This window comes from Streptomyces sp. NPDC058335 (assembly GCF_042723915.1).
GTDB lineage: Bacteria > Actinomycetota > Actinomycetes > Streptomycetales > Streptomycetaceae > Streptomyces.
In genome coordinates, this window is the sequence record NZ_JBHXHX010000034.1 from 18,067 (window position 1) to 39,533 (window position 21,467).

The window sequence follows — 21,467 nt, forward strand, 5'->3', positions numbered from 1 at the left end:
CGCATGCCAGACAACGAGTCCCAGCCTTCCCAGGAGCGTCCCTGGGAGAACGGCTGGGCCCCGGACACCACCCGGGCACCCGGAACACGACGACTCTGGCTGGCCGGCGTCCTCGCCGTCGCCACCGTCGTGGCCTGCGTCGCCACCGTCTCCCTCACCGACGGGCCCTCTGACAAGAAGTCAGCTGCCGGGGACGGGCGGACCACCTCCGACAAGGAGACCTCGTCGGGGCTCATCTCGTTCGCCTCACCCACGGTGAGCGGGTCGCCCTCGGCTTCGGCCACGAAGGGGAGTGCTTCCCCGTCCGCTTCGGCCTCCGCTTCCGCTTCTCCCTCGCCGAACGGCGGTTCCTCCGCGTCGGTTTCGACTTCGCCTTCCCCGTCGGTCCCGGCTGCCGGGGGCGGTTCCGGTCCGAAGCCGGTGGTCGTGCGGCGGTCGGTGCAGTCCGTCAACTACCCGGACCGTTACTGGCGGGTGGGCGGCGGGCAGGTGCGGCTGGAGGCGGCCGGGGGGTCCGAGTTCCGTGAGGACGCCACGTTCGCCGTGGTCAAGGGCCTTGCCGGCGGCTCGTGTCATTCGTTCCGCGCATCCGACGGGACCTATCTGCGCCACCGCGACTTCGTCCTGCGCGCCGAACGCGACGACGGCTCCTCACTGTTCCGGCAGGACGCCACCTTCTGCGCCCGCGCCTCCCACTACGGTGCGGTCATGCTGGAGTCGGTGAACTATCCGGGGTACTTCCTGCGCCACCAGAGCTTCCAGGTGAAGCTGGAGCGGTATCAGTACGGCGGGCAGTATGCCTCCGACTCCGCCTTCCGGCTGGTGGAAGGGCTGGCCTAGGAGACGTACGGACAGACAGAACGGCGGCGTCCTCGCGGACGCCGCCGTTCTTGTGCTGTGGGACCTCAGACGTTGAAGCCGAGCGCGCGAAGCTGCTCGCGGCCGTCGTCCGTGATCTTGTCCGGGCCCCACGGCGGCATCCAGACCCAGTTGATGCGCAACTCGTTGACCAGGCCGTCCGTGGCGGACTTCGCCTGATCCTCGATGACGTCCGTCAGCGGACAGGCCGCGGAGGTCAGGGTCATGTCGATCGTCGCGATGTTCGCGTCGTCGATGTGGATGCCGTAGATCAGCCCGAGGTTGACGACGTCGATGCCCAGTTCGGGGTCGACGACGTCGTACAGCGCCTCGCGGAGTTCTTCCTCGGAGGCCGGCTTCATCTCAACGGTCTCGCTCATGCCGTCTTCCTTTCGGCGTCGGCGCCCAGAGCCTGGGCCGTCGCGTCCTTCCACGCCATCCAGCTCAGGAGGGCGCACTTGACCCGTGCCGGGTACTTGGAGACACCGGCGAACGCGACCGCGTCCTCCAGCACCTCCTCCATCGCGTCGTCCGGCTCGACCCGGCCCTTGGACTGCATCAGCACCAGGAAGGTCTCCTGGATCTTCTGCGCGTCGGCCAGGTCCTTGCCGACCAGCAGGTCGTTCAGCACGGAGGCCGAGGCCTGGCTGATCGAGCAGCCCTGGCCCTCGTACGAGACGTCCTCGATCGTGGTGCCGTCGTACTTCACCCGCAGCGTGATCTCGTCACCGCAGGTCGGGTTCACGTGGTGCACCTCGGCGTCGCCATCGCGCAGACCACGCCCGTGCGGGTGCTTGTAGTGGTCCAGGATGACTTCCTGGTACATCGAATCCAGCTTCACGATTCCAGCCAGCCCCTCAGCCGAAGAAGTTCCGTACGTGCTCCAGCCCGTCGACCAGAGCGTCGATCTCGGCCGGCGTGGAGTACAGATAGAACGACGCTCGCGTGGTCGCGGGAATTCCGTACCGCAGGCAGACCGGGCGTGCGCAGTGATGACCCACGCGGACCGCGATGCCCTGCTCGTCGAGGACCTGGCCCACGTCGTGCGGGTGGATGTCGCCGAGCGTGAAGGAGATCGCGGCGCCGCGGTCCTCGGCCGTGGCCGGACCGATGATCCGCAGGCCGGGGACCTCGCCGAGCCGCTTCACCGCGTACTCGGTGATCGCGTGCTCATGGGCCAGGATCTTGTCCATGCCGATCGCGGACAGGTAGTCGATCGCCGCGCCCAGACCGACCGCCTGCGCGATCGGCGGGGTGCCCGCCTCGAACTTGTGGGGAGCGGGCGCGTAGGTCGAGGAGTGCATCGACACCGTCTCGATCATCTCGCCGCCGCCCAGGAACGGGGGCAGGTCCTCCAGCAGCTCCTGGCGGCCCCAGAGGACGCCGATGCCGGTCGGACCGCACATCTTGTGGCCGGTGAAGGCCACGAAGTCGGCCTGGAGTGCCTGTACGTCCATGGGCATGTGCGGCGCGGCCTGCGAGGCGTCGATGCACACCAGTGCGCCGACCTCCTGTGCGCGGCGCACTATCGCCTCGACCGGGTTGACCGTGCCCAGGATGTTCGACACCAGAACGAAGGAGACGATCTTCGTCTTCTCGGTGATGATCTCGTCGATGTTGGACAGGTCGAGGCGGCCGTCGTCGGTGAGGCCGAACCACTTCAGCTTCGCGCCCGTGCGCTGCGACAGCAGCTGCCACGGCACGATGTTGGAGTGGTGCTCCATCTCCGTGATGACGATCTCGGTCTCGGCGTCCACGCGGTAGGGCTCGTCGGCCCAGCCCAGCATGTTCGCGACCAGGTTCAGCGACTCCGAGGCGTTCTTGGTGAAGATGACCTCGTCGCGACTGGGCGCGTTGATGAACTCCGCGACCTTGTCACGCGCACCCTCGTACAGTGCCGTGGCCTCCTCGGCGAGCACATGCACACCGCGGTGGACGTTGGCGTTGTACCGCTCGTAGTACTCGTTCAGGGCGTCCAGCACCTGGCGCGGCTTCTGCGAGGTCGCCGCGTTGTCCAGGTACACGAGCTTCCGGTCGTCGTGGACCATGCGGTCCAGGATCGGGAAGTCCTTGCGGATCGCCTCGGTGTCGAGGAGGCCCGGCAGCTGTGTCACGCTGATGCCCCACCCTTCGTGTAAACCTCGTAGCCCTCGTTCTCCAGCTTGTCGGCCAGCTCGGCGCCGCCGGACTCGACGATCCGGCCCGCGGAGAAGACGTGGACGTAGTCGGGCTTGATGTAGCGCAGGATGCGCGTGTAGTGCGTGATCAGCAGGGTGCCGACCTCGCCGGTCTCGCGGACCCGGTTCACGCCTTCGGAGACGACCCGCAGGGCGTCGACGTCCAGGCCGGAGTCCGTCTCGTCGAGGATCGCGACCTTCGGCCTGAGCAGCTCCAGCTGAAGGATCTCGTGGCGCTTCTTCTCACCGCCGGAGAAGCCCTCGTTGACGTTGCGCTCGGCGAAGGCCGGGTCCATGTTGAGGCGCTCCATGGCCTCACGGACCTCCTTCACCCAGGTACGCAGCTTGGGGGCCTCGCCGCGGATGGCGGTGGCGGAGGTGCGCAGGAAGTTGGAGACCGAGACGCCGGGGACCTCGACCGGGTACTGCATCGCGAGGAACAGGCCGGCGCGGGCACGCTCGTCGACGGACATCTCCAGGACGTCCTCGCCGTCGAGGGTGACGGTGCCCCCGGTGATCGTGTACTTCGGGTGACCCGCGAGCGAGTAGGCGAGGGTGGACTTGCCCGAGCCGTTGGGGCCCATGATGGCGTGCGTCTCGCCCTGCTTCACGGTCAGGTCGACACCCTTGAGGATCTCCTTCGTGGCGTTGTCGGCCTCGACGGTGACGTGCAGGTCTCGGATTTCAAGCGTTGCCATGGGTGCCTCAGGACTCCTGGGTGAGGGAGACGAGAACGTCGTCCCCTTCGATCTTTACGGGATATACGGGGACGGGGCGCGTCGCGGGAAGGCCGGACGGCTTGCCGGTGCGGAGGTCGAACGAGGAGCCGTGCAGCCAGCACTCGATCTGACAGTCCTCCACCTCGCCCTCGGAGAGCGAGACGTTCGCGTGCGAGCAGATGTCGTGGATGGCGAACACCTCCCCCTCGGTCTGCACGACCGAGACCGGCGTGCCGTCGAGTTCCACCCGTTTCGGGGTGCCCTCCTCCAGCTCGCTCAGCCCACAGGCGCGTACGAAGGCCATCAGACCGTGGCCTCCAGCTCTTCGTCGATCTTCACGAGGAGACGTTCCTCGATGTCGTCGACACCGATCTGCTGCACCAGCTCGGCGAAGAAGCCGCGGACCACCAGGCGGCGGGCGTCGTCGGCGGCGATGCCGCGGGCCATCAGGTAGAACAGCTGCTCGTCGTCGAAGCGGCCGGTCGCCGAGGCGTGTCCGGCGCCGACGATCTCGCCGGTCTCGATCTCCAGGTTGGGCACGGAGTCGACCCGGGCGCCGTCGGTCAGAACCAGGTTGCGGTTCATCTCGTAGGTGTCCGTGCCCTCGGCCTTGGCCTCGATGAGTACGTCGCCGATCCACACCGCGTGCGCCCCGTCGCCCTGGAGGGCGCCCTTGTAGGCGACGTTCGACTTGCAGTGCGGGGTGTTGTGGTCGACGAGGAGACGGTGCTCCTGGTGCTGGCCCGCGTCGGTGAAGTAGAGGCCGAACAGCTCGGCCTCGCCGCCGGTGCCGGCGTAGGTGACGCGCGGGTGCAGCCGGACGAGGTCGCCGCCGAAGGTGACCACGAACGACTTGAAGGTCGCGTCCCGGCCGATCAGCGCGTTGTGCTGGCCCACGTGCACGGCCTTGTCGTCCCAGTCCTGGACGGAGACGACGGTCAGCTTGGCGCCGTCCCCGAGGATGTAGTCGACGTTGGCGGCGAGCACGGCGTCACCGGTGTGGTCGATGACGACGACGGCCTCGGCGAAGGCTCCCAGCTCGATGACCTGGTGGCCGTAGGCGACCCCGCCCTCGCCGTGCACGGCGATGCGGATCGGCTCGGTGAGGACCGTCTCCTTGGGGACGGTGACGACACCGGCCTTCTCGAACGCCGAGTAGGCCTGGGCGGCGACGCGGTCCACGGGAGCGCCCGCCCGGCCGAGGCGCGCGTCGTCGCGGCCGACGGTCTCGACGACGACGCCCGCCGGGGCGTCGATGTCGATCTTCACACCGTCGCCGGTGGCGACCGCGGTGCCGTCGTGCAGGCCACGCAGCCGCTCCAGCGGGGTGAACCGCCACTCCTCCTCACGGCCGTGCGGGACCGGGAAGTCCGCCACGTCGAAGGAGGGGGGCGCGCTCATGCGCGTCGCGACGGTGGACTCGGCGGCCACCGCGATCTGGCCGGCGGTCGTGCTGCCCACCGGGATGTTCTGAGCCTCAGCCATGGCTGTCGGTCTGCTCTCTTCCTACGTCAGAAATCTGGCGACTGCTTCGGGGCGGCGGGTCCTAACCGACCGCGCCTTCCATCTGCAGCTCGATCAGCCGGTTGAGTTCCAGCGCGTACTCCATCGGCAGCTCCTTGGCGATGGGCTCGACGAAGCCGCGCACGATCATGGCCATCGCCTCGAACTCGCTCAGACCACGGCTCATCAGGTAGAAGAGCTGGTCGTCGGAGACCTTGGAGACGGTCGCCTCGTGGCCCATGGACACGTCGTCCTCACGGACGTCCACGTACGGGTACGTGTCGGAGCGGGAGATGGTGTCCACGAGCAGCGCGTCGCACAGCACGTTGGACTTGGAGCCGTGGGCGCCCTCGCCGATCTCCACCAGACCACGGTAGGAGGTACGGCCGCCACCGCGGGCGACGGACTTCGACACGATGTTGGACGAGGTGTTCGGCGCCATGTGGACCATCTTGGAGCCGGCGTCCTGGTGCTGGCCCTCGCCCGCGAAGGCGATGGAGAGGGTCTCGCCCTTGGCGTGCTCGCCCATCAGGTAGACGGCCGGGTACTTCATCGTCACCTTGGAGCCGATGTTGCCGTCGATCCACTCCATGGTCGCGCCCTCGTAGGCGACGGCGCGCTTGGTGACCAGGTTGTAGACGTTGTTCGACCAGTTCTGGATGGTCGTGTAACGGCAGCGGGCGTTCTTCTTGACGATGATCTCGACGACCGCGGAGTGCAGCGAGTCCGACTTGTAGATCGGGGCCGTACAACCCTCGACGTAGTGCACGTAGGCACCCTCGTCGACGATGATCAGGGTCCGCTCGAACTGGCCCATGTTCTCCGTGTTGATGCGGAAGTAGGCCTGCAGCGGGATCTCGACGTGCACGCCCTTCGGCACGTAGATGAAGGAGCCGCCGGACCACACCGCGGTGTTCAGCGACGCGAACTTGTTGTCGCCGACCGGGATGACGGTGCCGAAGTACTCCTTGAACAGCTCCGGGTGCTGCTTCAGAGCGGTGTCGGTGTCGAGGAAGATGACGCCCTGCTCCTCCAGGTCCTCACGGATCTGGTGGTAGACGACCTCGGACTCGTACTGGGCCGCGACACCGGCGACGAGGCGCTGCTTCTCCGCCTCGGGGATGCCGAGCCTGTCGTACGTGTTCTTGATGTCCTCGGGCAGGTCCTCCCAGGACTCCGCCTGCTTCTCCGTGGAACGCACGAAGTACTTGATGTTGTCGAAGTCGATGCCCGAAAGGTCCGAGCCCCAGTTCGGCATGGGCTTCTTCTCGAACAGGCGCAGGCCCTTGAGGCGGAGCTTGGTCATCCACTCCGGCTCGTTCTTCTTCGACGAGATGTCGCGGACGACGTCCTCGTTGATGCCGCGCTTCGCAGAGGCGCCGGCCGTGTCGGAGTCGGCCCAGCCGTATTCGTACTTACCCAGGCCCTCGAGTTCGGGGTGGGCAGTCTCCGTGGGGAGAGTCATGCGGGGTTCCTCCCGGCCGTGCTTGCAGATGCGATATCAGGGATGCGATCAGCGCTGCGATCAGCGGCGTGATCAGTGGTGTGATCAGTGGTGTGGGAAATCTTGGGGATGAACGTCGTGCAGACGCCGTCGCCGTGCGCGATCGTCGCCAGTCGCTGGACGTGCGTTCCGAGCAGCTGGGAGAAGATCTCGGTCTCCGCCTCGCAGAGCTGCGGGAACTTCTCCGCGACGTGGGCGACGGGGCAGTGGTGCTGGCACAGCTGCTCGCCGACCGGTGCGCTGCGTGCCGTTGCAGCGTACCCGTCCGCACTCAGGGCCCTGGCCAGGGCCTGGGTGCGCTGGTCGGGGGCGGCGGCCTCGATCGCCTCGCGGTACCCGGCGGCCTGTTCGGCGATCCTCGCGCGAGCGAAGGCGACGATGGCCTCGTCCCCGCCGAACCGCTCCTGGATGAAGCGCAGGGCGTCGGTGGCGAGCTTGTCGTAGGACTGGTCGAAGGCGTCGCGGCCGCAGTCGGTGAGGGCGAAGACCTTCGCGGGACGCCCGCGCGTCCGCGCTCCGTACACCCGCTGCTCGCGGGCTTCCACGACGTCGTCGGCGACCAGCGCGTCCAGGTGCCGGCGTACGGCCGCCTGGGTGAGCCCCAGTCGTCCGGCCAGCTCGGCGACGGTCGACGGCCCGTGGTCCAGGATGGAGCGGGCGACGCGGTTGCGCGTGGAGCGCTCACCGGTCGCCAGCTCTTCCTGAGGGGTCCCCGTGGGGGTCACCCGAGCCTCGCCGACGTTTTTCACAACGCCATTGTTGCGTAATTCCTCAGGGGCAGGCAAGCCGCGTCCGGATCACCGGTCGGTGCCCTGCGTCACTTAGGTATACCTAATCTGACCTGCGCGAACGATCTCCGATCGATCAAACCGGTCGCGTCGGCGAGCCCTCTCCGGGAGACTCCGGGACCATGCCCACACCCCCTCCCACCGGCCCTCTTGTCACCCGGGGCACCCTCGCGACCGACCTGCGCGCACTAGGGGTCGAACCCGGCGAAATCCTCCTCGTGCACTCCTCCCTCAGCTCCCTCGGCTGGGTCTGCGGAGGGGCTGTCGCGGTCGTCCGAGGACTGCTCGACGCGCTCGGCCCGGCCGGCACCCTCGTGGTCCCCACCCAGTCCGGCGACCTCTCGGACCCGTCCCACTGGGAAAACCCGCCGGTCCCCGAAGCCTGGTGGGAGACGATCCGGGCGGCCATGCCCGCCTACGACCCCCTCGTCACCCCCAGCCGCGGGGTCGGCGTGATCCCGGAGACCGTACGGACCTGGCCGGGCGCCCGGCGCAGCGCCCACCCCCAGACCTCGTTCGCGGCACTCGGCCCGCGCGCGGCGGAGGTGACCGAGGGCCATGCCCGCGACTGCCGGCTCGGTGAGCGCAGCCCGCTGGCCCGTCTGGAGGCGCTCGGCGCCCGGGTGCTCCTGCTGGGCGCCGGCTACGACACGTGCACCAGCTTCCACCTGGCCGAGTACCGGATACCGGCGCCGCGCGTGGGGACGGGCCGGCCGGGCCCGGCGGGCTGGGAGGTGGTGACCGAGGTGTCGATCGACTCGGACCGGTTCGACGAACTGGGCCACGACTTCGAACGGGACCGTCCCGTCGTCCGCGCGAAGGTGGGCGCGGCCGACGCCCGGCTGTTCCCGGTGGCGGACGCGGTGGCCTACGCGCAGCGGTGGCTGGCGGTGCACCGCTCCCGCGCGGAGGAGGTCTGAGGGCGCCCGCCGCAGCCGGTGGCGGCTTCTCGCCCCCGCCGATCTGGGCGCCCGTTCGCGAACCTAGACTCTGGACCCATGCGAAGCGAGCCCGTGGTCCAGGTCCAGGCCCTGGTGAAGCGGTACGGCACGAAGACCGCGGTGGACGGCCTCGACCTGGTGGCCAAGGCGGGCGTGACGGCCGTACTCGGCCCCAACGGCGCGGGCAAGACGACGACCGTCGAGACCTGCGAGGGCTACCGGAAACCGGACTCCGGCACCGTCCGGGTGCTCGGCCTCGACCCGGTGGGACAGGCCTCGGACCTGCGCCCCCGGATCGGTGTGATGCTCCAGTCCGGCGGCGTCTACTCGGGCGCGCGGGCCGACGAGATGCTGCGGCACGTCGCCAGGCTGCACGCCCATCCGCTGGACGTGGACGCGCTGATCGAGCGGCTGGGGCTGGGCGGTTGCGGCCGGACGACGTACCGGCGGCTGTCGGGAGGCCAGCAGCAGCGCCTCGCGCTCGCCATGGCCGTCGTGGGGCGCCCGGAGCTGGTGTTCCTGGACGAGCCGACCGCCGGTCTCGACCCGCAGGCCCGCCGCGCCACCTGGGACCTGGTCCGTGACCTGCGCACGGACGGGGTCTCGGTCATCCTGACCACCCATCACATGGACGAGGCCGAGCAGCTCGCCGACGACGTCGCGATCATCGACGCGGGCAGGGTCATCGCGCAGGGCTCGCCCGAGGAGCTGTGCCGCGGCGGCGCCGAGAACACGCTCCGTTTCAGCGGCCGCCCCGGCCTGGACGTGGTCTCCCTGCTCAAGGCACTGCCCGCCGACAGCGCGGCCGCCGAACTGACGCCGGGCTCGTACCGGATCATCGGCAAGGTCGACCCGCAGATGCTGGCGACGGTGACCTCCTGGTGCGCGCAGCACGGAGTGATGCCGGACCGGATCTCGGTGGAGCGGCACACCCTCGAAGACGTCTTTCTGGAGCTGACCGGCAAGGAGCTGCGCTCATGATTCCCACCCGCCATGAGACCGGCCGGGGGTCCGGGGGCCGCCCCCCGGAACGGCACAGCCTGGAGCCGACCGGCAAGGAGCCGCGCTCGTGACGACCACCGGCACCTACACGCCGAAGCCGGGGGCCGCACCCCTGCCCCGCATGATCAGGGCCCAGGCGGCGCTGGAGACGAAAATGCTCCTGCGCAACGGCGAGCAGCTGCTGCTCACCGTCGTGATCCCGACCCTGCTGCTGGTGCTGTTCAGTTCGGTGGACATCATCGACACCGGTGCCGGCGAGGCCGTCGACTTCCTGACCCCCGGCATCCTCGCGCTCGCCGTGATGTCGACGGCGTTCACCGGGCAGGCCATCGCGACCGGGTTCGAGCGCCGTTACGGCGTCCTCAAGCGGCTGGCGGCCTCCCCACTCCCCCGTTGGGGGCTGATGACCGCGAAAACGCTTGCCGTGCTGGTCACGGAGGTCCTCCAGATCGTCCTGCTCACGGTGATCGCGTTCGCGCTGGGCTGGTCACCGCAGGGCAACCCGTTCGCCGTCGTACTGCTGCTCGTCCTCGGCACGGCGGCCTTCTCGGGGCTCGGTCTGCTGATGGCGGGCACGCTGAAGGCGGAGGCCACGCTGGGCGCGGCCAACCTGGTGTTCCTGCTGCTGCTGGTGGGCGGCGGGGTGATCGTGCCGCTGGACAAGTTCCCCTCCGGCGCCCAGGCCGTGCTCGGCGTGCTGCCGATCTCGGCGCTGTCGGACGGGCTGCGGGACGTGCTCCAGCACGGGGCCGGGATGCCGTGGGGCGAACTGGGGATCCTCGCCGTGTGGGCGGTCGCCGGTCTGGCCGCCGCCGGGCGGTTCTTCCGCTGGGAATGACCCGAACCCGGACCCTCGTGAAACCGTGCACAAGCGGCCCCCTACGATGGACGGCGTGCCAAACGTGACCCGCGCCGACGCCGTAGCAGCCGTGCGCAATCCCCTCGCCTTCATCGCCGCACGCTGGACCCCCACCCCCCGGACGGTTCAGCGGGCGGCGCTCACCGCGCTCGTGATGTCGGTGGTCATCGTGGTCACCGGCGGTGCCGTACGGCTCACCGGCTCCGGCCTCGGCTGCCCGACCTGGCCCAAGTGCACCGACGACTCGCTGACCACGACCGGTGCGATGGGCTTCCACGGCGCCATCGAGTTCGGCAACCGCATGCTGACGTACGTACTGTGCGCCGCGGTGGGCTGGGCCATCATCGCCGCCCGCTCGCAGAAGCCGTACCGGCGCAGCCTCACCCGGCTGGGCTGGGCCCAGTTCTGGGTGGTCATGAGCAACGCCGTGCTCGGCGGCATCGTGGTTCTCGTCGGCCTCAACCCCTACACGGTCGCCGCGCACTTCGTGGCGACGTCGGCGCTGATCGCGATCGCCGTGGTGATGTGGCAGCGCACGCGGGAGGGTGACACGGAGGCCCGTCCGCTGGTCGGGAAGTCCGTGCAACAGCTCGTCCGGGTGCTCGTCGCGGCCACGGTCCTGCTGATCCTGGTCGGCACGGTGGTGACCGGCGCGGGCCCGCACGCGGGTGACTCCAGCGAGGTCGAGCGGATGCCGCTGGACTGGGAGACCGTCAGCAAGGTGCACGCGGTGCTGGCCTGGATCGTGGTGACGCTGACCTTCGCCCTGTGGTTCGTCCTCAGGGCCGTCGACTCCCCCAGGCCGGCGCTGGACCGCACCCGCGACCTCTTCGTGATCCTCCTCGCCCAGGGCGTCATCGGGTACGTCCAGTACTTCACGGACCTTCCGGAACTCCTGGTCGGACTGCACATGCTCGGCTCGGCCCTGGTGTGGATCGCGACTATCCGCGTACTGCTGGCCCTGCGCGAACGTTCCGAGCCGGCAGTCGGCCTGCCGGGCCCCGCGGCGGAGGCCGCGGTCGGCTCGCGCGCGTGACTCAGGTGTAGGCCGCCACCAGGCCGTCGATCGCGGGGCCGCCACTCCTCCTGGGAGGCGGTGGGGCGGACGGGAGCGGGCTCGCCGTAGCGACGCCGTCGGATGTCCTCGACGGTCTCGACGATCTCGGCGGGCGCGCGGGCGCCCCGAGACCGGGCAGCTCCGCCGGCGCCTCGCGCTTGGAGGTCAGCCGGCCCTCCCGCCGCGTGGCCGTCGCCCGCGCGAAGGTCACCAGGCCCAGGTCGACCCGGTACCGCGTGCCGCGGCCCGTGGGGCGCTCGCTCATCCCAGCCCGTAGACCCGCCGCGCGTTCCCCGCCGCGACCAGGCCCGCCACCCGCTGGGCGTCCGTCAGCGACCAGGCGTCCTCCGTCACCCAGCCGCCGAGCACCCGCGCCAGGGCCTCGCGGAACAGGCGGGCGCCGACGACGTGCAGTTCGGGCAGGCCCCGGGCGCCGCTGGAGAAGAGGATCTTGCCGAAGGGGGCCAGCTCCAGGATCTCCGCGAGGACCGTCGCCGCGCGGGCGCCGGTGCGGACGAGGGCGGCCCCGGAGTCGGCGTAGACGTGCGGGAAGACGCCCGCGAGGTGGGCGGCGTGCCGGTGGTAGGGGTAGCCGTGCAGCAGGACAAGGTCGGTGCCGAGGCCGGCCGTCGCGCGGACGAAGTCGGTCAGCAGGACGGGGTCGGTGCGGTCGATGCGCAGACCCGGTTCGCCGAGGCCCGCGTGGAGTTGCAGGGGTCGCCCCGAGGCTACGGCGATCCACAGCAGGTGCCGCAGCAGCACCGGGTCGCTCAGCTCCCCGCCGACCCGGCGCCCGGCGAGCCAGCGGCCCGCGGCGCCCCGGACCTCCCCCGGTCCGGGCGGCTCGGGCGCGAGGGCGAGGCCGTGGCGCACGCCCGCCACGGAGGTGAAGGCCACGGCGGTCGCCGCGGCGCCGTGCACCGCCTCGGCGAGGTTGGCGAGGAAGGACTCGACGGTGCCGGAGGTGTCGGCGACCTGCTCGGCGAGGAGTTCCAGCCGCACGATCTCGCGGGCCTCGGCGTCGCCCGCGGCGGCGATCTCGTCGGGGCCGGTGAGGTCTCCGGGCAGGCCGGTGTCGACGAGGTAGGTGGTGATCCCGCTGCCGCGCAGCAGCCGGCGGCCCGACTCCAGTACGCCGAGTTCGCGGCGCCGGGCGAGATAGCGGGCGGGCGGGCAGTGCGGTTCCAGGCCGAGCAGCGGGGGGCACCAGCGGCGTACCGCGAAGCCGGTCTGGGTGTCGAACAGCGTGGTGCCGGGCGCCGGCGGGCCCTCGGTGCGGGCCAGCTGGGCCTCGAAGGTGCCGAGGCCCAGTTCTGTTCTCAGGACTCCGTGGCAGTACTGGTCCACCAGGGACGGTGTTTCGATCATCCGGGGCTCCCGCGGCTGGACCGTGTGCTCGGTGTACTCCTCACACGTCCTAACGGGTGAACCCGGCGTCAGGTGTTGCTCAGGTGTTGCGCGGGCCGCCGACCTGGATGCCGGCCATCCGGGACCACTCGTACGGCCCAGTCGTCACCTTGGCGGCGAACTCGCCGTCGAAGTCCTCGTGCACGGTGATCCCGGACTTCTCCACCGCCTTCGCGGCGATCTCCATGTCGGGCGCCACGAGGTCGCCCCAGCCGCCGTCCTCACCGACGAGCACGATCCGGGCGCCGCGCTCGCCCAGGTGGGCGATCTGGCCCTCGGCCCCGCCGTGTTCCTTGGAGAACGCGCTGATCCGCTTGGCGAGGCGGGCCGCCGTTCGCTCGGCCTTGGCGGCCTGCTTGGCTTCTGCGGTCTCGTCAGCCTGCTTGGTGTCTGCCATGGCCAGGATGCTACCGACGGGTAGATCAAACGGCGACGGCCGGGGTGCGTGGCCTTGGCCACGCACCCCGGCCGTCGGGCCGTTCAGAGGTTCCTCAGCGCAGGAAGGGGTCCACCGCGACGGCCACGAACAGCAGCGAGACGTAGGTGATGGACCAGTGGAACAGCCGCATCTCCTTCAGCTTCCCGCCCGCGGTCTCCGCCTTCGCGCGGTTCTGGAGCGAGTGGGCCTCCCACAGCCACCAGCCGCCGGCCGCGAGGGCGACCGTGGTGTAGAACCAGCCGGTGTAGCCCAGCGGGGTCAGCAGCAGGGAGACGGCGACCATCACCCAGCTGTAGATGACGATCTGCCGGGCGACGACCTTGTTGGAGGCGATGACCGGCAGCATCGGCACGCCCACGCGCGCGTAGTCCTCGCGCACCTTCATGGACAGCGGCCAGTAGTGCGGCGGGGTCCAGAAGAACATGACGAGGAAGAGGACGACCGGCGCCCACGAGAGGGAGTCGGTGACGGCGGACCAGCCGATGAGGACCGGCATGCATCCCGCGATGCCGCCCCAGACGATGTTCTGCGAGGTGCGGCGCTTGAGGATCATCGTGTAGACGACGACGTAGAAGAGGAGCGCGCCGAGGGCGAGCCAGGCGGACAGCCAGTTGACGGTCAGGCCGAACAGGAGCGTCGAGGCGATCGCGAGGCTGATGCCGAAGGCGAGGCACTCGCGCGGGCTGACCATTCCGGTGACCAGCGGGCGCTGCGAGGTGCGGTCCATCAGAGCGTCGATGTCGCGGTCGATGTACATGTTCAGCGCGTTGGCGCCGCCCGCGGAGAGATAGCCGCCCAGGCAGGTGAGCAGCACCAGACCGAGGTCCGGCACACCTTGCTGGGCCAAGAACATCACCGGAACGGTGGTGATGAGCAGCAGCTCGATGATCCGCGGCTTGGTCAGCGCCACGAACGCCATGACGCGGGCCCCCACCGGCCGCCGGCTCGGGCTCTGGCTCGTCCCGATAACCCCCGCTGGACGGGATTCAACGGCCGTCACGCACACCCCTGACAGAGACATCCCAGCGAGCCTCACCCGTGTGAAGTCGGGGTAAAGGCTCGCGCGTACCACGCCACTGTAGACGTTGCCCATACCCCGGCCTCCGCGGGGGTGGGGTCGTGTTGGGAGGGGGCCCTCAGCAGCCGTTTCGGCCCTCGCTCGGGGGTGCGCTCATCTCTCGTACTGAGGCTCGATTGAGCAGTCAGATGAGCGGCTCCGTATTCATGTGCCGAATGCGACTTCGGCCAGTCGGCAGGCGGATCCCCGGATGGCCCGGCAGTCTGGAATGACTCGAAAAAACGCACGTCCTTACGGGGGTAGGCTCGACAGCGGCCGGTGGTTATCCAGTCACCGGCAGCCGGTGGGCGCGCGCCCGAAGCAACCGGTATTCGACATGTGGAGAGGAGCCCTGACCCAGGGTGAGCACCAAGCCGACCACCACAGACCTCGAGTGGACCGAGTTGGACCAGCGGGCCGTGGACACCGCACGCGTCCTGGCCGCCGACGCCGTACAGAAGGTCGGCAACGGCCATCCCGGTACGGCGATGAGCCTGGCGCCTGCCGCGTACACCCTCTTCCAGAAGGTGATGCGCCACGACCCCGCCGACGCCGACTGGGTCGGCCGCGACCGCTTCGTGCTGTCCGCGGGCCACTCGTCCCTGACTCTCTACACCCAGCTGTACCTGGCCGGCTTCGGCCTGGAGCTGGACGACCTGAAGTCCTTCAGGACGTGGGGCTCGAAGACCCCCGGTCACCCGGAGTACGGGCACACCGTGGGCGTCGAGACCACCACGGGTCCGCTGGGCCAGGGTGTCGCCAACGCGGTGGGCATGGCGATGGCCGCCCGCTACGAGCGCGGTCTGTTCGACCCGGAGGCGCCGCAGGGCGAGTCCCCCTTCGACCACTTCGTCTACTGCATCGCCGGCGACGGCTGCCTCCAGGAGGGCATCTCCGCCGAGGCGTCCTCGCTGGCCGGTCACCAGAAGCTCGGCAACCTCGTCCTGCTGTGGGACGACAACCACATCTCCATCGAGGGCGACACCGAGACGGCCGTCTCCGAGGACACCGTCAAGCGGTACGAGGCGTACGGCTGGCACGTGCAGCGCGTCGCCCCCAAGCCGGACGGCGACCTCGACCCGCACGCCCTGTACGACGCCATCGAGGCGGCGAAGCAGGTCACGGACCGGCCGTCGTTCATCGCGATGCGCTCGATCATCGCCTGGCCCGCCCCGAACGCGCAGAACACCGAGGCCGCGCACGGCTCGGCGCTCGGCGACGACGAGGTCGCGGCCACCAAGCGCGTCCTGGGCTTCGACCCGGAGCAGTCCTTCGAGGTCTCCGACGAGGTCATCGGCCACACCCGGCAGGCCCTGGAGCGCGGTGCCCAGGCGAAGGCGGAGTGGGAGAAGTCCTACCAGCTGTGGCGGGACAACAACCCGGAGCGCGCGGCCGAGTTCGACCGCGTCGCCGCGGCCGAGCTGCCGGCCGGCTGGGAGGAGAAGATCCCGGTCTTCGAGACGGGCAAGGGTGTCGCCACCCGTGCCGCGTCCGGCAAGGTGCTCCAGGCGCTCGGCGCGGTCATCCCCGAGCTGTGGGGCGGCTCCGCCGACCTGGCCGGTTCGAACAACACGACGATCGACAAGACGTCGTCGTTCCTCCCGGCGGACAACCCGCTGCCGGAGGCGAGCCCGTACGGCCGCACGATCCACTTCGGCATCCGCGAGCACTCGATGGCAGCGGAGATGAACGGCATCGCGCTGCACGGCAACACCCGCATCTACGGCGGTACGTTCCTCGTCTTCTCCGACTACATGCGCAACGCGGTGCGCCTGTCGGCCCTGATGCACCTGCCGGTGACGTACGTGTGGACGCACGACTCCATCGGTCTCGGTGAGGACGGCCCGACGCACCAGCCGGTCGAGCACCTGGCCGCCCTGCGCGCGATCCCCGGCCTGAACGTGGTCCGCCCGGCGGACGCCAACGAGACGGCGATCGCCTGGCGCGAGATCCTCAAGCGCTACACCAAGGTCTTCGGCAAGGGCGCCCCGCACGGTCTGGTCCTCACCCGCCAGGGCGTGCCGACGTACGCGCCCAGCGAGGACGCGGCCAAGGGCGGTTACGTCCTGTTCGAGGCCTCCTCCGGGACGCCCGAGGTGATCCTCCTCGCGACCGGTTCCGAGGTGCATGTGGCCGTCGAGGCGCGCGAGCAGCTGGAAGCCGACGGAGTGCCGACGCGGGTCGTGTCCATGCCGTCCGTGGAGTGGTTCGAGGAGCAGGACCAGGGGTACCGGGACAGCGTGCTGCCGCCCTCCGTGAAGGCCCGGGTCGCCGTCGAGGCGGGCATCGGTCTCACCTGGCACAAGTACGTCGGGGACGCCGGCCGCATCGTTTCCCTGGAGCACTTCGGTGCTTCGGCCGACGGCAAGGTCCTCTTCCGCGAGTTCGGCTTCACTGCCGAGAACGTGGCCGACAAGGCCCGGGAATCCCTGGCCGCCGCCCAGCGCTGACGCCCACATACGACACGTAGGAGATGTAATTCCATGACAGACGCACTCAAGCGCCTCTCCGAGGAGGGCGTCGCGATCTGGCTGGACGACCTGTCGCGCAAGCGCATCACGTCCGGCAACCTCGCCGAGCTGATCGACCAGCAGCACGTCGTGGGCGTCACCACCAACCCGTCGATCTTCCAGAAGGCGATCTCGCAGGGCGACGGCTACGACCAGCAGGTCTCCGACCTCGCCGCCCGCAAGGTCACCGTCGAAGAGGCCATCCGCATGATCACGACGGCGGACGTCCGGGACGCCGCCGACATCCTGCGCCCGGTCTTCGACGCCACCGGCGGCCAGGACGGCCGGGTGTCCATCGAGGTCGACCCGCGTCTCGCCCACAACACCAAGGCCACGGTCGCCGAGGCCAAGCAGCTGGCATGGCTGGTCGACCGCCCCAACACGCTGATCAAGATTCCGGCCACGATGGGCGGCATTCCGGCGATCACCGAGGTCATCGGCCTCGGCATCAGCGTCAACGTCACGCTGATCTTCTCCCTGGAGCGCTACCGCCAGGTCATGGACGCCTACCTGGCCGGCCTGGAGAAGGCCAAGGAGCGCGGCCTGGACCTGTCGAAGATCCACTCCGTTGCGTCCTTCTTCGTGTCCCGCGTGGACACCGAGATCGACAAGCGGCTCGACGCGCTCGGCACCGACGAGGCCAAGGCCGCCCGCGGCAAGGCCGGCGTCGCCAACGCCCGGCTCGCCTACCAGGCGTACGAAGAGGTCTTCGCGGGTGACCGCTGGAGCGCGCTGGAGAAGGCGGGCGCGAACAAGCAGCGTGCGCTGTGGGCCTCCACCGGCGTGAAGGACCCGGCGTACCGGGACACGATGTACGTCGTCGACCTGGTGGCGCCGAACACGGTGAACACCATGCCGGAGGCGACCCTGTTCGCCACCGAGGACCACGGCGAGGTCACCGGCAACACGGTGGCCGGCACCTACGAGCAGGCCCGTGCCGACCTCGACGCGGTCGAGAAGCTCGGGATCTCGTACGACGACGTGGTGCAGCTGCTGGAGGACGAGGGCGTCGAGAAGTTCGAGGCGTCCTGGAACGACCTGCTCAAGTCGACCGAGGCGGAGCTCCAGCGCCTCGCCCCTTCGGAAGGCTGAGAATTTGTCGAGCAGCAATCCGCTGCGTGACCCCGCAGACCGACGGCTCCCGCGTATCGCGGGGCCGTCCGGTCTGGTCATCTTCGGTGTCACGGGTGATTTGTCACGCAAAAAGCTGATGCCCGCGGTGTACGACCTCGCCAACCGGGGTCTGCTGCCGCCGGGCTTCTCGCTGGTCGGGTTCGCCCGCCGCGAATGGGCCCACGAGGACTTCGCGCAGGAGGTCCATGACGCGGTGAAGGAGCACGCCCGCACCCCCTTCCGCGAGGAGGTCTGGCAGCAGCTCATCCAGGGCATGCGCTTCGTGCAGGGCACCTTCGACGACGACGAGGCCTTCGAGCGGCTGCGCTCGACGATCGAGGAACTCGACAAGGCGCAGGGCACGGGCGGCAACTTCGCCTTCTACCTGTCGGTGCCCCCCGGCGCCTTCCCCGTGGTCATCCAGCAGCTGAAGAAGCACAACCTGGCGGACCAGCGGGGCGGCTCCTGGCGGCGCGCGGTCATCGAGAAGCCGTTCGGCCACGACCTGAGGTCGGCCGAGGAGCTGAACGCGACCGTCGAGGAGGTCTTCGCCCCCGACCAGGTCTTCCGCATCGACCACTACCTGGGCAAGGAGACCGTCCAGAACATCCTGGCGCTGCGCTTCGCCAACACGATGTTCGAGCCGATCTGGAACCGGTCCTTCGTGGACCATGTGCAGATCACGATGGCCGAGGACATCGGCATCGGCGGCCGGGCCGGGTACTACGACGGCATCGGTGCCGCCCGTGACGTCATCCAGAACCACCTGCTCCAGCTGATGGCGCTGACCGCGATGGAGGAGCCCGCCTCCTTCGACGCGGACGCGCTCGCCGCGGAGAAGACCAAGGTGCTCGGAGCCGTCCGGCTGCCGAAGGACCTCGGCCGCGACACCGTGCGCGGTCAGTACGCGTCCGGCTGGCAGGGCGGCGCGAAGGCGGTCGGCTACCTCCAGGAGGAGGGCATCGACCCGAAGTCGAAGACCGACACCTACGCGGCCATCAAGCTGGAGGTGGACAACCGCCGCTGGGCGGGCGTCCCCTTCTATCTGCGCACCGGCAAGCGTCTGGGCCGCCGCGTCACCGAGATCGCTGTCGTCTTCCAGCGCGCTCCGCACTCCCCCTTCGACCACACGGCGACGGAGGAGCTGGGCAAGAACGCGATCGTCATCCGGGTCCAGCCCGACGAGGGCGTCACGGTCCGCTTCGGCTCCAAGGTCCCCGGCACCTCCATGGAGATCCGGGACGTGTCGATGGACTTCGCGTACGGCGAGTCCTTCACGGAGTCCAGCCCCGAGGCGTACGAGCGGCTGATCCTGGACGTCCTGCTCGGCGACTCGAACCTCTTCCCGCGCACCGAGGAGGTCGAGCTGTCCTGGAAGATCCTCGACCCGATCGAGCAGTACTGGGACGCGAACGGGAAGCCGGCCCAGTACCAGGCCGGTACCTGGGGACCCGTCGAGGCGGACGAGATGCTCGAACGAGACGGACGGAGCTGGCGCCGGCCATGAAGATAGACCTCACGGACACCACGGCCAGCAAGATCAACAAGGGGCTGGTGCAGGGCCGGCGGGCCATCGGCACGCCGGCCGTGGGCATGGTGCTCACGCTGGTCATCGTCACGGACGAGGAGAACGCGTACGACGCGCTCAAAGCCGCGGGCGACGCGTCGCGCGAGCACCCCTCGCGCACGCTCGTGGTCATCAAGCGCGTCTCCCGCTCCCCCCGCGACCGCACCAAGTCCCGGCTGGACGCGGAGGTGCGGGTGGGCGCGGAGGCGAGCACCGGCGAGACGGTCGTCCTGCGGCTGTACGGCGAGGTGGCCGACCACGCGCAGTCGGTCGTGCTGCCACTGCTGCTGCCGGACGCGCCCGTCGTCGTCTGGTGGCCGGTGAACGCGCCGCTCGACCCGGCCGCCGACCCGCTCGGCGCGCTGGCCCAGCGCCGTGTCACCGACACCTACGCCGCCGAGCAGCCGGTACGGGATCTGACGGCCCGCTCCGAGACCTACACCCCCGGCGACACCGACCTGTCGTGGACCCGCATCACGCCCTGGCGTTCGATGCTGGCCGCGGCTCTCGACCAGGTCACCTGCAAGGTCGAGTCGGTGGAGGTGGAGGGCGAGGAGTTCAACCCGAGCTGCGAGCTGCTCGCGATGTGGCTCGGCGACCGGCTGGACGTGCCCGTGCAGCGCTCGCTGTCCGGCGGGCCCGGCCTCACCGCGGTCCGGCTGTCCACGGACTGCGGCCCGATCGTGCTGGACCGGGCCGACGGCTCGCTGGCCACGCTGTCCATCGACGGGCAGCCCGACCGTGCGGTGGCGCTCCAGCGCCGGGACACGGCCGAGCTGATCGCGGAGGAGCTGCGGCGGCTGGACCCGGACGACACGTACGCGTCGGCGTTGCGGTTCGGGGTGGAGCGGTTGAACACCTCGGACGGCAAGAGCGGCCAGGGCTCTGCCGGTGCTCCGGAGGCTTCGGCCGACGCTCCGGAAGCCGTGGCCAAAGGAGAAGCCAAAGGAGAACCGGTCGCGGTTCCCACTCCCGTCGAAGCGGCTGTCAAAGTACCCGCGAAGGAATCGGCGGCGCAGGCACCGGTGAAGAAGGCGGCCGCGAAGTGAGTACGCCCCAGCTCGTCGTGCACCGCGACAAGGACCTGATGGCCCAGGCCGCCGCGGCCCGTCTGATCACGAAGATCGTGGACGCGCAGGCCTCCCGGGGTCACGCGTCCGTGGTCCTCACGGGCGGCCGCAACGGCAACGGTCTGCTGGCCGCGCTGGCGGCGGCGCCCGCCCGCGACGCCGTGGACTGGGGCCGGATCGACCTGTGGTGGGGCGACGAGCGGTTCCTGCCCGAGGGCGACCCGGACCGCAATGTCACACAGGCCCGCGAGGCCCTGCTGGACTCCGTGCCCCTGGACCCGAAGCGCGTGCACGCCATGCCCGCGTCGGACGGCCCCTACGGCTCCGACGTGGAGGCGGCCGCGGCCGGCTACGCGGAGGAACTGGCCCGCGCGGCCGGTCCGGAGAACCATGGTGCCGTGCCCTCCTTCGACGTCCTGATGCTGGGCGTCGGCCCGGACACCCACGTGGCCTCGCTCTTCCCCGAGCTGCCGGCCGTACGGGAGACCGAGCGCACGGTGGTCGGCGTGCGCGGCGCGCCCAAGCCGCCGCCGACCCGCACCACCCTCACCCTCCCGGCGATCCGGGCGGCACGTGAGGTGTGGCTGCTGGCGGCCGGCGAGGACAAGGCTCAGGCGGCGGCCATCGCACTGTCGGGCGCGGGCGAGATCCAGGCCCCGGCGGCGGGTGCCCGGGGCCGCTCCCGGACCCTGTGGCTGCTGGACTCGGCGGCGGCGTCGCAACTGCCGCGCTCGCTGTATCCGCCGGCTTCGCCCTGACCGGCGGCGTCAACGGCTGAGGGCGGCGGGGGGGGGGGGGGGGCCCCCCCCCCCCCCCCCCCCGGGCCCCCCCCCCACAAACCCCCCCCCCTCACACCCACCCAACATTGCACCGGACACGCCAAAACACCCCACCCC

The 21,467-nt window shown here is 70.0% G+C and carries 22 protein-coding genes; 10 read left to right on the plus strand and 12 right to left on the minus strand.

Translation table 11 applies throughout. The features are described 5' to 3' along the window. Nucleotides 1–3 precede the first annotated feature (3 nt). Complete coding sequence (locus tag ACFWJX_RS39070) at nt 4–840, plus strand: AbfB domain-containing protein (RefSeq protein WP_383251631.1); 837 nt, start codon at nt 4–6, stop codon at nt 838–840. Nucleotides 841–905: 65 nt separating this feature from the next. Here ACFWJX_RS39070 and ACFWJX_RS39075 read toward each other — a convergent pair whose 3' ends face one another. From ACFWJX_RS39075 to ACFWJX_RS39110, 8 genes are all read right to left on the minus strand, one after another. After that, nucleotides 906–1,238: a metal-sulfur cluster assembly factor gene (locus tag ACFWJX_RS39075; RefSeq protein WP_037743875.1), complete on the minus strand. Its 333-nt coding sequence runs from the start codon at nt 1,236–1,238 to the stop codon at nt 906–908. Beyond that, nucleotides 1,235–1,699: a Fe-S cluster assembly sulfur transfer protein SufU gene (gene sufU, locus ACFWJX_RS39080; protein ID WP_383251633.1), complete on the minus strand. Its 465-nt coding sequence runs from the start codon at nt 1,697–1,699 to the stop codon at nt 1,235–1,237. Before sufU ends, ACFWJX_RS39075 begins: the two co-directional genes overlap by 4 nt. 16 nt (nt 1,700–1,715) lie before the next feature. Next, the gene (locus tag ACFWJX_RS39085; protein WP_383251635.1) at nt 1,716–2,972 is read right to left on the minus strand and encodes a cysteine desulfurase; all 1,257 of its coding nucleotides are present in this window, start codon (nt 2,970–2,972) and stop codon (nt 1,716–1,718) included. Next, a complete protein-coding gene (gene sufC, locus ACFWJX_RS39090) occupies nt 2,969–3,733 on the minus strand; it encodes a Fe-S cluster assembly ATPase SufC (RefSeq protein ID WP_073494520.1) in 765 nt (254 codons plus the stop codon). Before sufC ends, ACFWJX_RS39085 begins: the two co-directional genes overlap by 4 nt. Before the next feature lie 7 nt (nt 3,734–3,740). After that, nucleotides 3,741–4,058 (minus strand): bifunctional 3-phenylpropionate/cinnamic acid dioxygenase ferredoxin subunit, encoded by a 318-nt coding sequence (locus ACFWJX_RS39095; RefSeq protein WP_383251638.1) that lies wholly within the window; start codon nt 4,056–4,058, stop codon nt 3,741–3,743. Then, nucleotides 4,058–5,239, minus strand: coding sequence for a Fe-S cluster assembly protein SufD (gene sufD, locus ACFWJX_RS39100; RefSeq protein ID WP_383251639.1), 1,182 nt, complete (start codon nt 5,237–5,239; stop codon nt 4,058–4,060). The genes ACFWJX_RS39095 and sufD overlap by 1 nt, the downstream gene beginning before the upstream one ends. Before the next feature lie 61 nt (nt 5,240–5,300). Continuing rightward, nucleotides 5,301–6,722: a Fe-S cluster assembly protein SufB gene (gene sufB / locus ACFWJX_RS39105; protein ID WP_319256565.1), complete on the minus strand. Its 1,422-nt coding sequence runs from the start codon at nt 6,720–6,722 to the stop codon at nt 5,301–5,303. Continuing rightward, the gene (locus ACFWJX_RS39110; protein WP_383251641.1) at nt 6,719–7,510 is read right to left on the minus strand and encodes a helix-turn-helix transcriptional regulator; all 792 of its coding nucleotides are present in this window, start codon (nt 7,508–7,510) and stop codon (nt 6,719–6,721) included. Before ACFWJX_RS39110 ends, sufB begins: the two co-directional genes overlap by 4 nt. A gap of 161 nt (nt 7,511–7,671) precedes the next feature. Here ACFWJX_RS39110 and ACFWJX_RS39115 point away from each other — a divergent pair, with 161 nt between their 5' ends. From ACFWJX_RS39115 to ACFWJX_RS39130, 4 genes are all read left to right on the plus strand, one after another. Then, nucleotides 7,672–8,469 (plus strand): aminoglycoside N(3)-acetyltransferase, encoded by a 798-nt coding sequence (locus tag ACFWJX_RS39115; protein ID WP_383251643.1) that lies wholly within the window; start codon nt 7,672–7,674, stop codon nt 8,467–8,469. A 78-nt stretch (nt 8,470–8,547) separates the two neighbouring features. After that, nucleotides 8,548–9,471, plus strand: a complete 924-nt coding sequence (locus tag ACFWJX_RS39120; protein WP_383251645.1) for an ABC transporter ATP-binding protein — start codon at nt 8,548–8,550, stop codon at nt 9,469–9,471. An 88-nt stretch (nt 9,472–9,559) separates the two neighbouring features. After that, nucleotides 9,560–10,330 (plus strand): ABC transporter permease, encoded by a 771-nt coding sequence (locus tag ACFWJX_RS39125; RefSeq protein ID WP_383251647.1) that lies wholly within the window; start codon nt 9,560–9,562, stop codon nt 10,328–10,330. Nucleotides 10,331–10,376: 46 nt separating this feature from the next. Beyond that, nucleotides 10,377–11,387 carry a heme A synthase gene (locus tag ACFWJX_RS39130; protein WP_383251650.1) on the plus strand — a complete coding sequence of 337 codons (1,011 nt, stop codon included), beginning with the start codon at nt 10,377–10,379 and terminating at the stop codon, nt 11,385–11,387. Nucleotide 11,388: 1 nt separating this feature from the next. On the opposite strand, the gene ACFWJX_RS39135 is transcribed toward ACFWJX_RS39130, so the two are convergent. From ACFWJX_RS39135 to ACFWJX_RS39150, 4 genes are all read right to left on the minus strand, one after another. Then, nucleotides 11,389–11,673, minus strand: a complete 285-nt coding sequence (locus ACFWJX_RS39135) for a hypothetical protein (RefSeq protein ID WP_383251652.1) — start codon at nt 11,671–11,673, stop codon at nt 11,389–11,391. After that, nucleotides 11,670–12,776, minus strand: a complete 1,107-nt coding sequence (locus ACFWJX_RS39140) for an amidohydrolase family protein (RefSeq protein ID WP_383251653.1) — start codon at nt 12,774–12,776, stop codon at nt 11,670–11,672. Before ACFWJX_RS39140 ends, ACFWJX_RS39135 begins: the two co-directional genes overlap by 4 nt. Before the next feature lie 79 nt (nt 12,777–12,855). Further along, nucleotides 12,856–13,212 (minus strand): hypothetical protein, encoded by a 357-nt coding sequence (locus tag ACFWJX_RS39145; protein ID WP_383251655.1) that lies wholly within the window; start codon nt 13,210–13,212, stop codon nt 12,856–12,858. Between the two features lie 94 nt (nt 13,213–13,306). Next, the gene (locus ACFWJX_RS39150) at nt 13,307–14,275 is read right to left on the minus strand and encodes a heme o synthase (protein WP_383251657.1); all 969 of its coding nucleotides are present in this window, start codon (nt 14,273–14,275) and stop codon (nt 13,307–13,309) included. Nucleotides 14,276–14,673: 398 nt separating this feature from the next. Here ACFWJX_RS39150 and tkt point away from each other — a divergent pair, with 398 nt between their 5' ends. From tkt to pgl, 5 genes are read left to right on the plus strand one after another with little or no spacing between them, the layout of a single operon-like run. Continuing rightward, a complete protein-coding gene (gene tkt, locus ACFWJX_RS39155) occupies nt 14,674–16,761 on the plus strand; it encodes a transketolase (RefSeq protein WP_383251659.1) in 2,088 nt (695 codons plus the stop codon). A gap of 33 nt (nt 16,762–16,794) precedes the next feature. Next, complete coding sequence (tal, locus tag ACFWJX_RS39160; protein WP_383251661.1) at nt 16,795–17,913, plus strand: transaldolase; 1,119 nt, start codon at nt 16,795–16,797, stop codon at nt 17,911–17,913. 4 nt (nt 17,914–17,917) lie between these two features. Next, nucleotides 17,918–19,441 (plus strand): glucose-6-phosphate dehydrogenase, encoded by a 1,524-nt coding sequence (zwf, locus tag ACFWJX_RS39165; RefSeq protein WP_383251662.1) that lies wholly within the window; start codon nt 17,918–17,920, stop codon nt 19,439–19,441. Beyond that, nucleotides 19,438–20,550 (plus strand): glucose-6-phosphate dehydrogenase assembly protein OpcA, encoded by a 1,113-nt coding sequence (opcA, locus tag ACFWJX_RS39170; protein ID WP_383251664.1) that lies wholly within the window; start codon nt 19,438–19,440, stop codon nt 20,548–20,550. Before zwf ends, opcA begins: the two co-directional genes overlap by 4 nt. Beyond that, complete coding sequence (pgl, locus tag ACFWJX_RS39175; protein ID WP_383251666.1) at nt 20,547–21,329, plus strand: 6-phosphogluconolactonase; 783 nt, start codon at nt 20,547–20,549, stop codon at nt 21,327–21,329. The genes opcA and pgl overlap by 4 nt, the downstream gene beginning before the upstream one ends. Nucleotides 21,330–21,467: the final 138 nt, after the last annotated feature.

What these genes read in the sequence shown, in the direction of transcription:
- ACFWJX_RS39070 (WP_383251631.1), top strand. Translation starts at nt 4, where the DNA reads ATGCCAGACAACGAGTCCCAGCCTTCCCAGGAGCGTCCCTGGGAGAAC.
- ACFWJX_RS39075 (WP_037743875.1), bottom strand. Translation starts at nt 1,238, where the DNA reads ATGAGCGAGACCGTTGAGATGAAGCCGGCCTCCGAGGAAGAACTCCGC.
- sufC (WP_073494520.1), bottom strand. Translation starts at nt 3,733, where the DNA reads ATGGCAACGCTTGAAATCCGAGACCTGCACGTCACCGTCGAGGCCGAC.
- ACFWJX_RS39095 (WP_383251638.1), bottom strand. Translation starts at nt 4,058, where the DNA reads ATGGCCTTCGTACGCGCCTGTGGGCTGAGCGAGCTGGAGGAGGGCACC.
- sufD (WP_383251639.1), bottom strand. Translation starts at nt 5,239, where the DNA reads ATGGCTGAGGCTCAGAACATCCCGGTGGGCAGCACGACCGCCGGCCAG.
- sufB (WP_319256565.1), bottom strand. Translation starts at nt 6,722, where the DNA reads ATGACTCTCCCCACGGAGACTGCCCACCCCGAACTCGAGGGCCTGGGT.
- ACFWJX_RS39115 (WP_383251643.1), top strand. Translation starts at nt 7,672, where the DNA reads ATGCCCACACCCCCTCCCACCGGCCCTCTTGTCACCCGGGGCACCCTC.
- ACFWJX_RS39120 (WP_383251645.1), top strand. Translation starts at nt 8,548, where the DNA reads ATGCGAAGCGAGCCCGTGGTCCAGGTCCAGGCCCTGGTGAAGCGGTAC.
- ACFWJX_RS39130 (WP_383251650.1), top strand. Translation starts at nt 10,377, where the DNA reads ATGGACGGCGTGCCAAACGTGACCCGCGCCGACGCCGTAGCAGCCGTG.
- ACFWJX_RS39135 (WP_383251652.1), bottom strand. Translation starts at nt 11,673, where the DNA reads ATGAGCGAGCGCCCCACGGGCCGCGGCACGCGGTACCGGGTCGACCTG.
- ACFWJX_RS39140 (WP_383251653.1), bottom strand. Translation starts at nt 12,776, where the DNA reads ATGATCGAAACACCGTCCCTGGTGGACCAGTACTGCCACGGAGTCCTG.
- ACFWJX_RS39145 (WP_383251655.1), bottom strand. Translation starts at nt 13,212, where the DNA reads ATGGCAGACACCAAGCAGGCTGACGAGACCGCAGAAGCCAAGCAGGCC.
- ACFWJX_RS39150 (WP_383251657.1), bottom strand. Translation starts at nt 14,275, where the DNA reads ATGTCTCTGTCAGGGGTGTGCGTGACGGCCGTTGAATCCCGTCCAGCG.
- tal (WP_383251661.1), top strand. Translation starts at nt 16,795, where the DNA reads ATGACAGACGCACTCAAGCGCCTCTCCGAGGAGGGCGTCGCGATCTGG.
- opcA (WP_383251664.1), top strand. Translation starts at nt 19,438, where the DNA reads ATGAAGATAGACCTCACGGACACCACGGCCAGCAAGATCAACAAGGGG.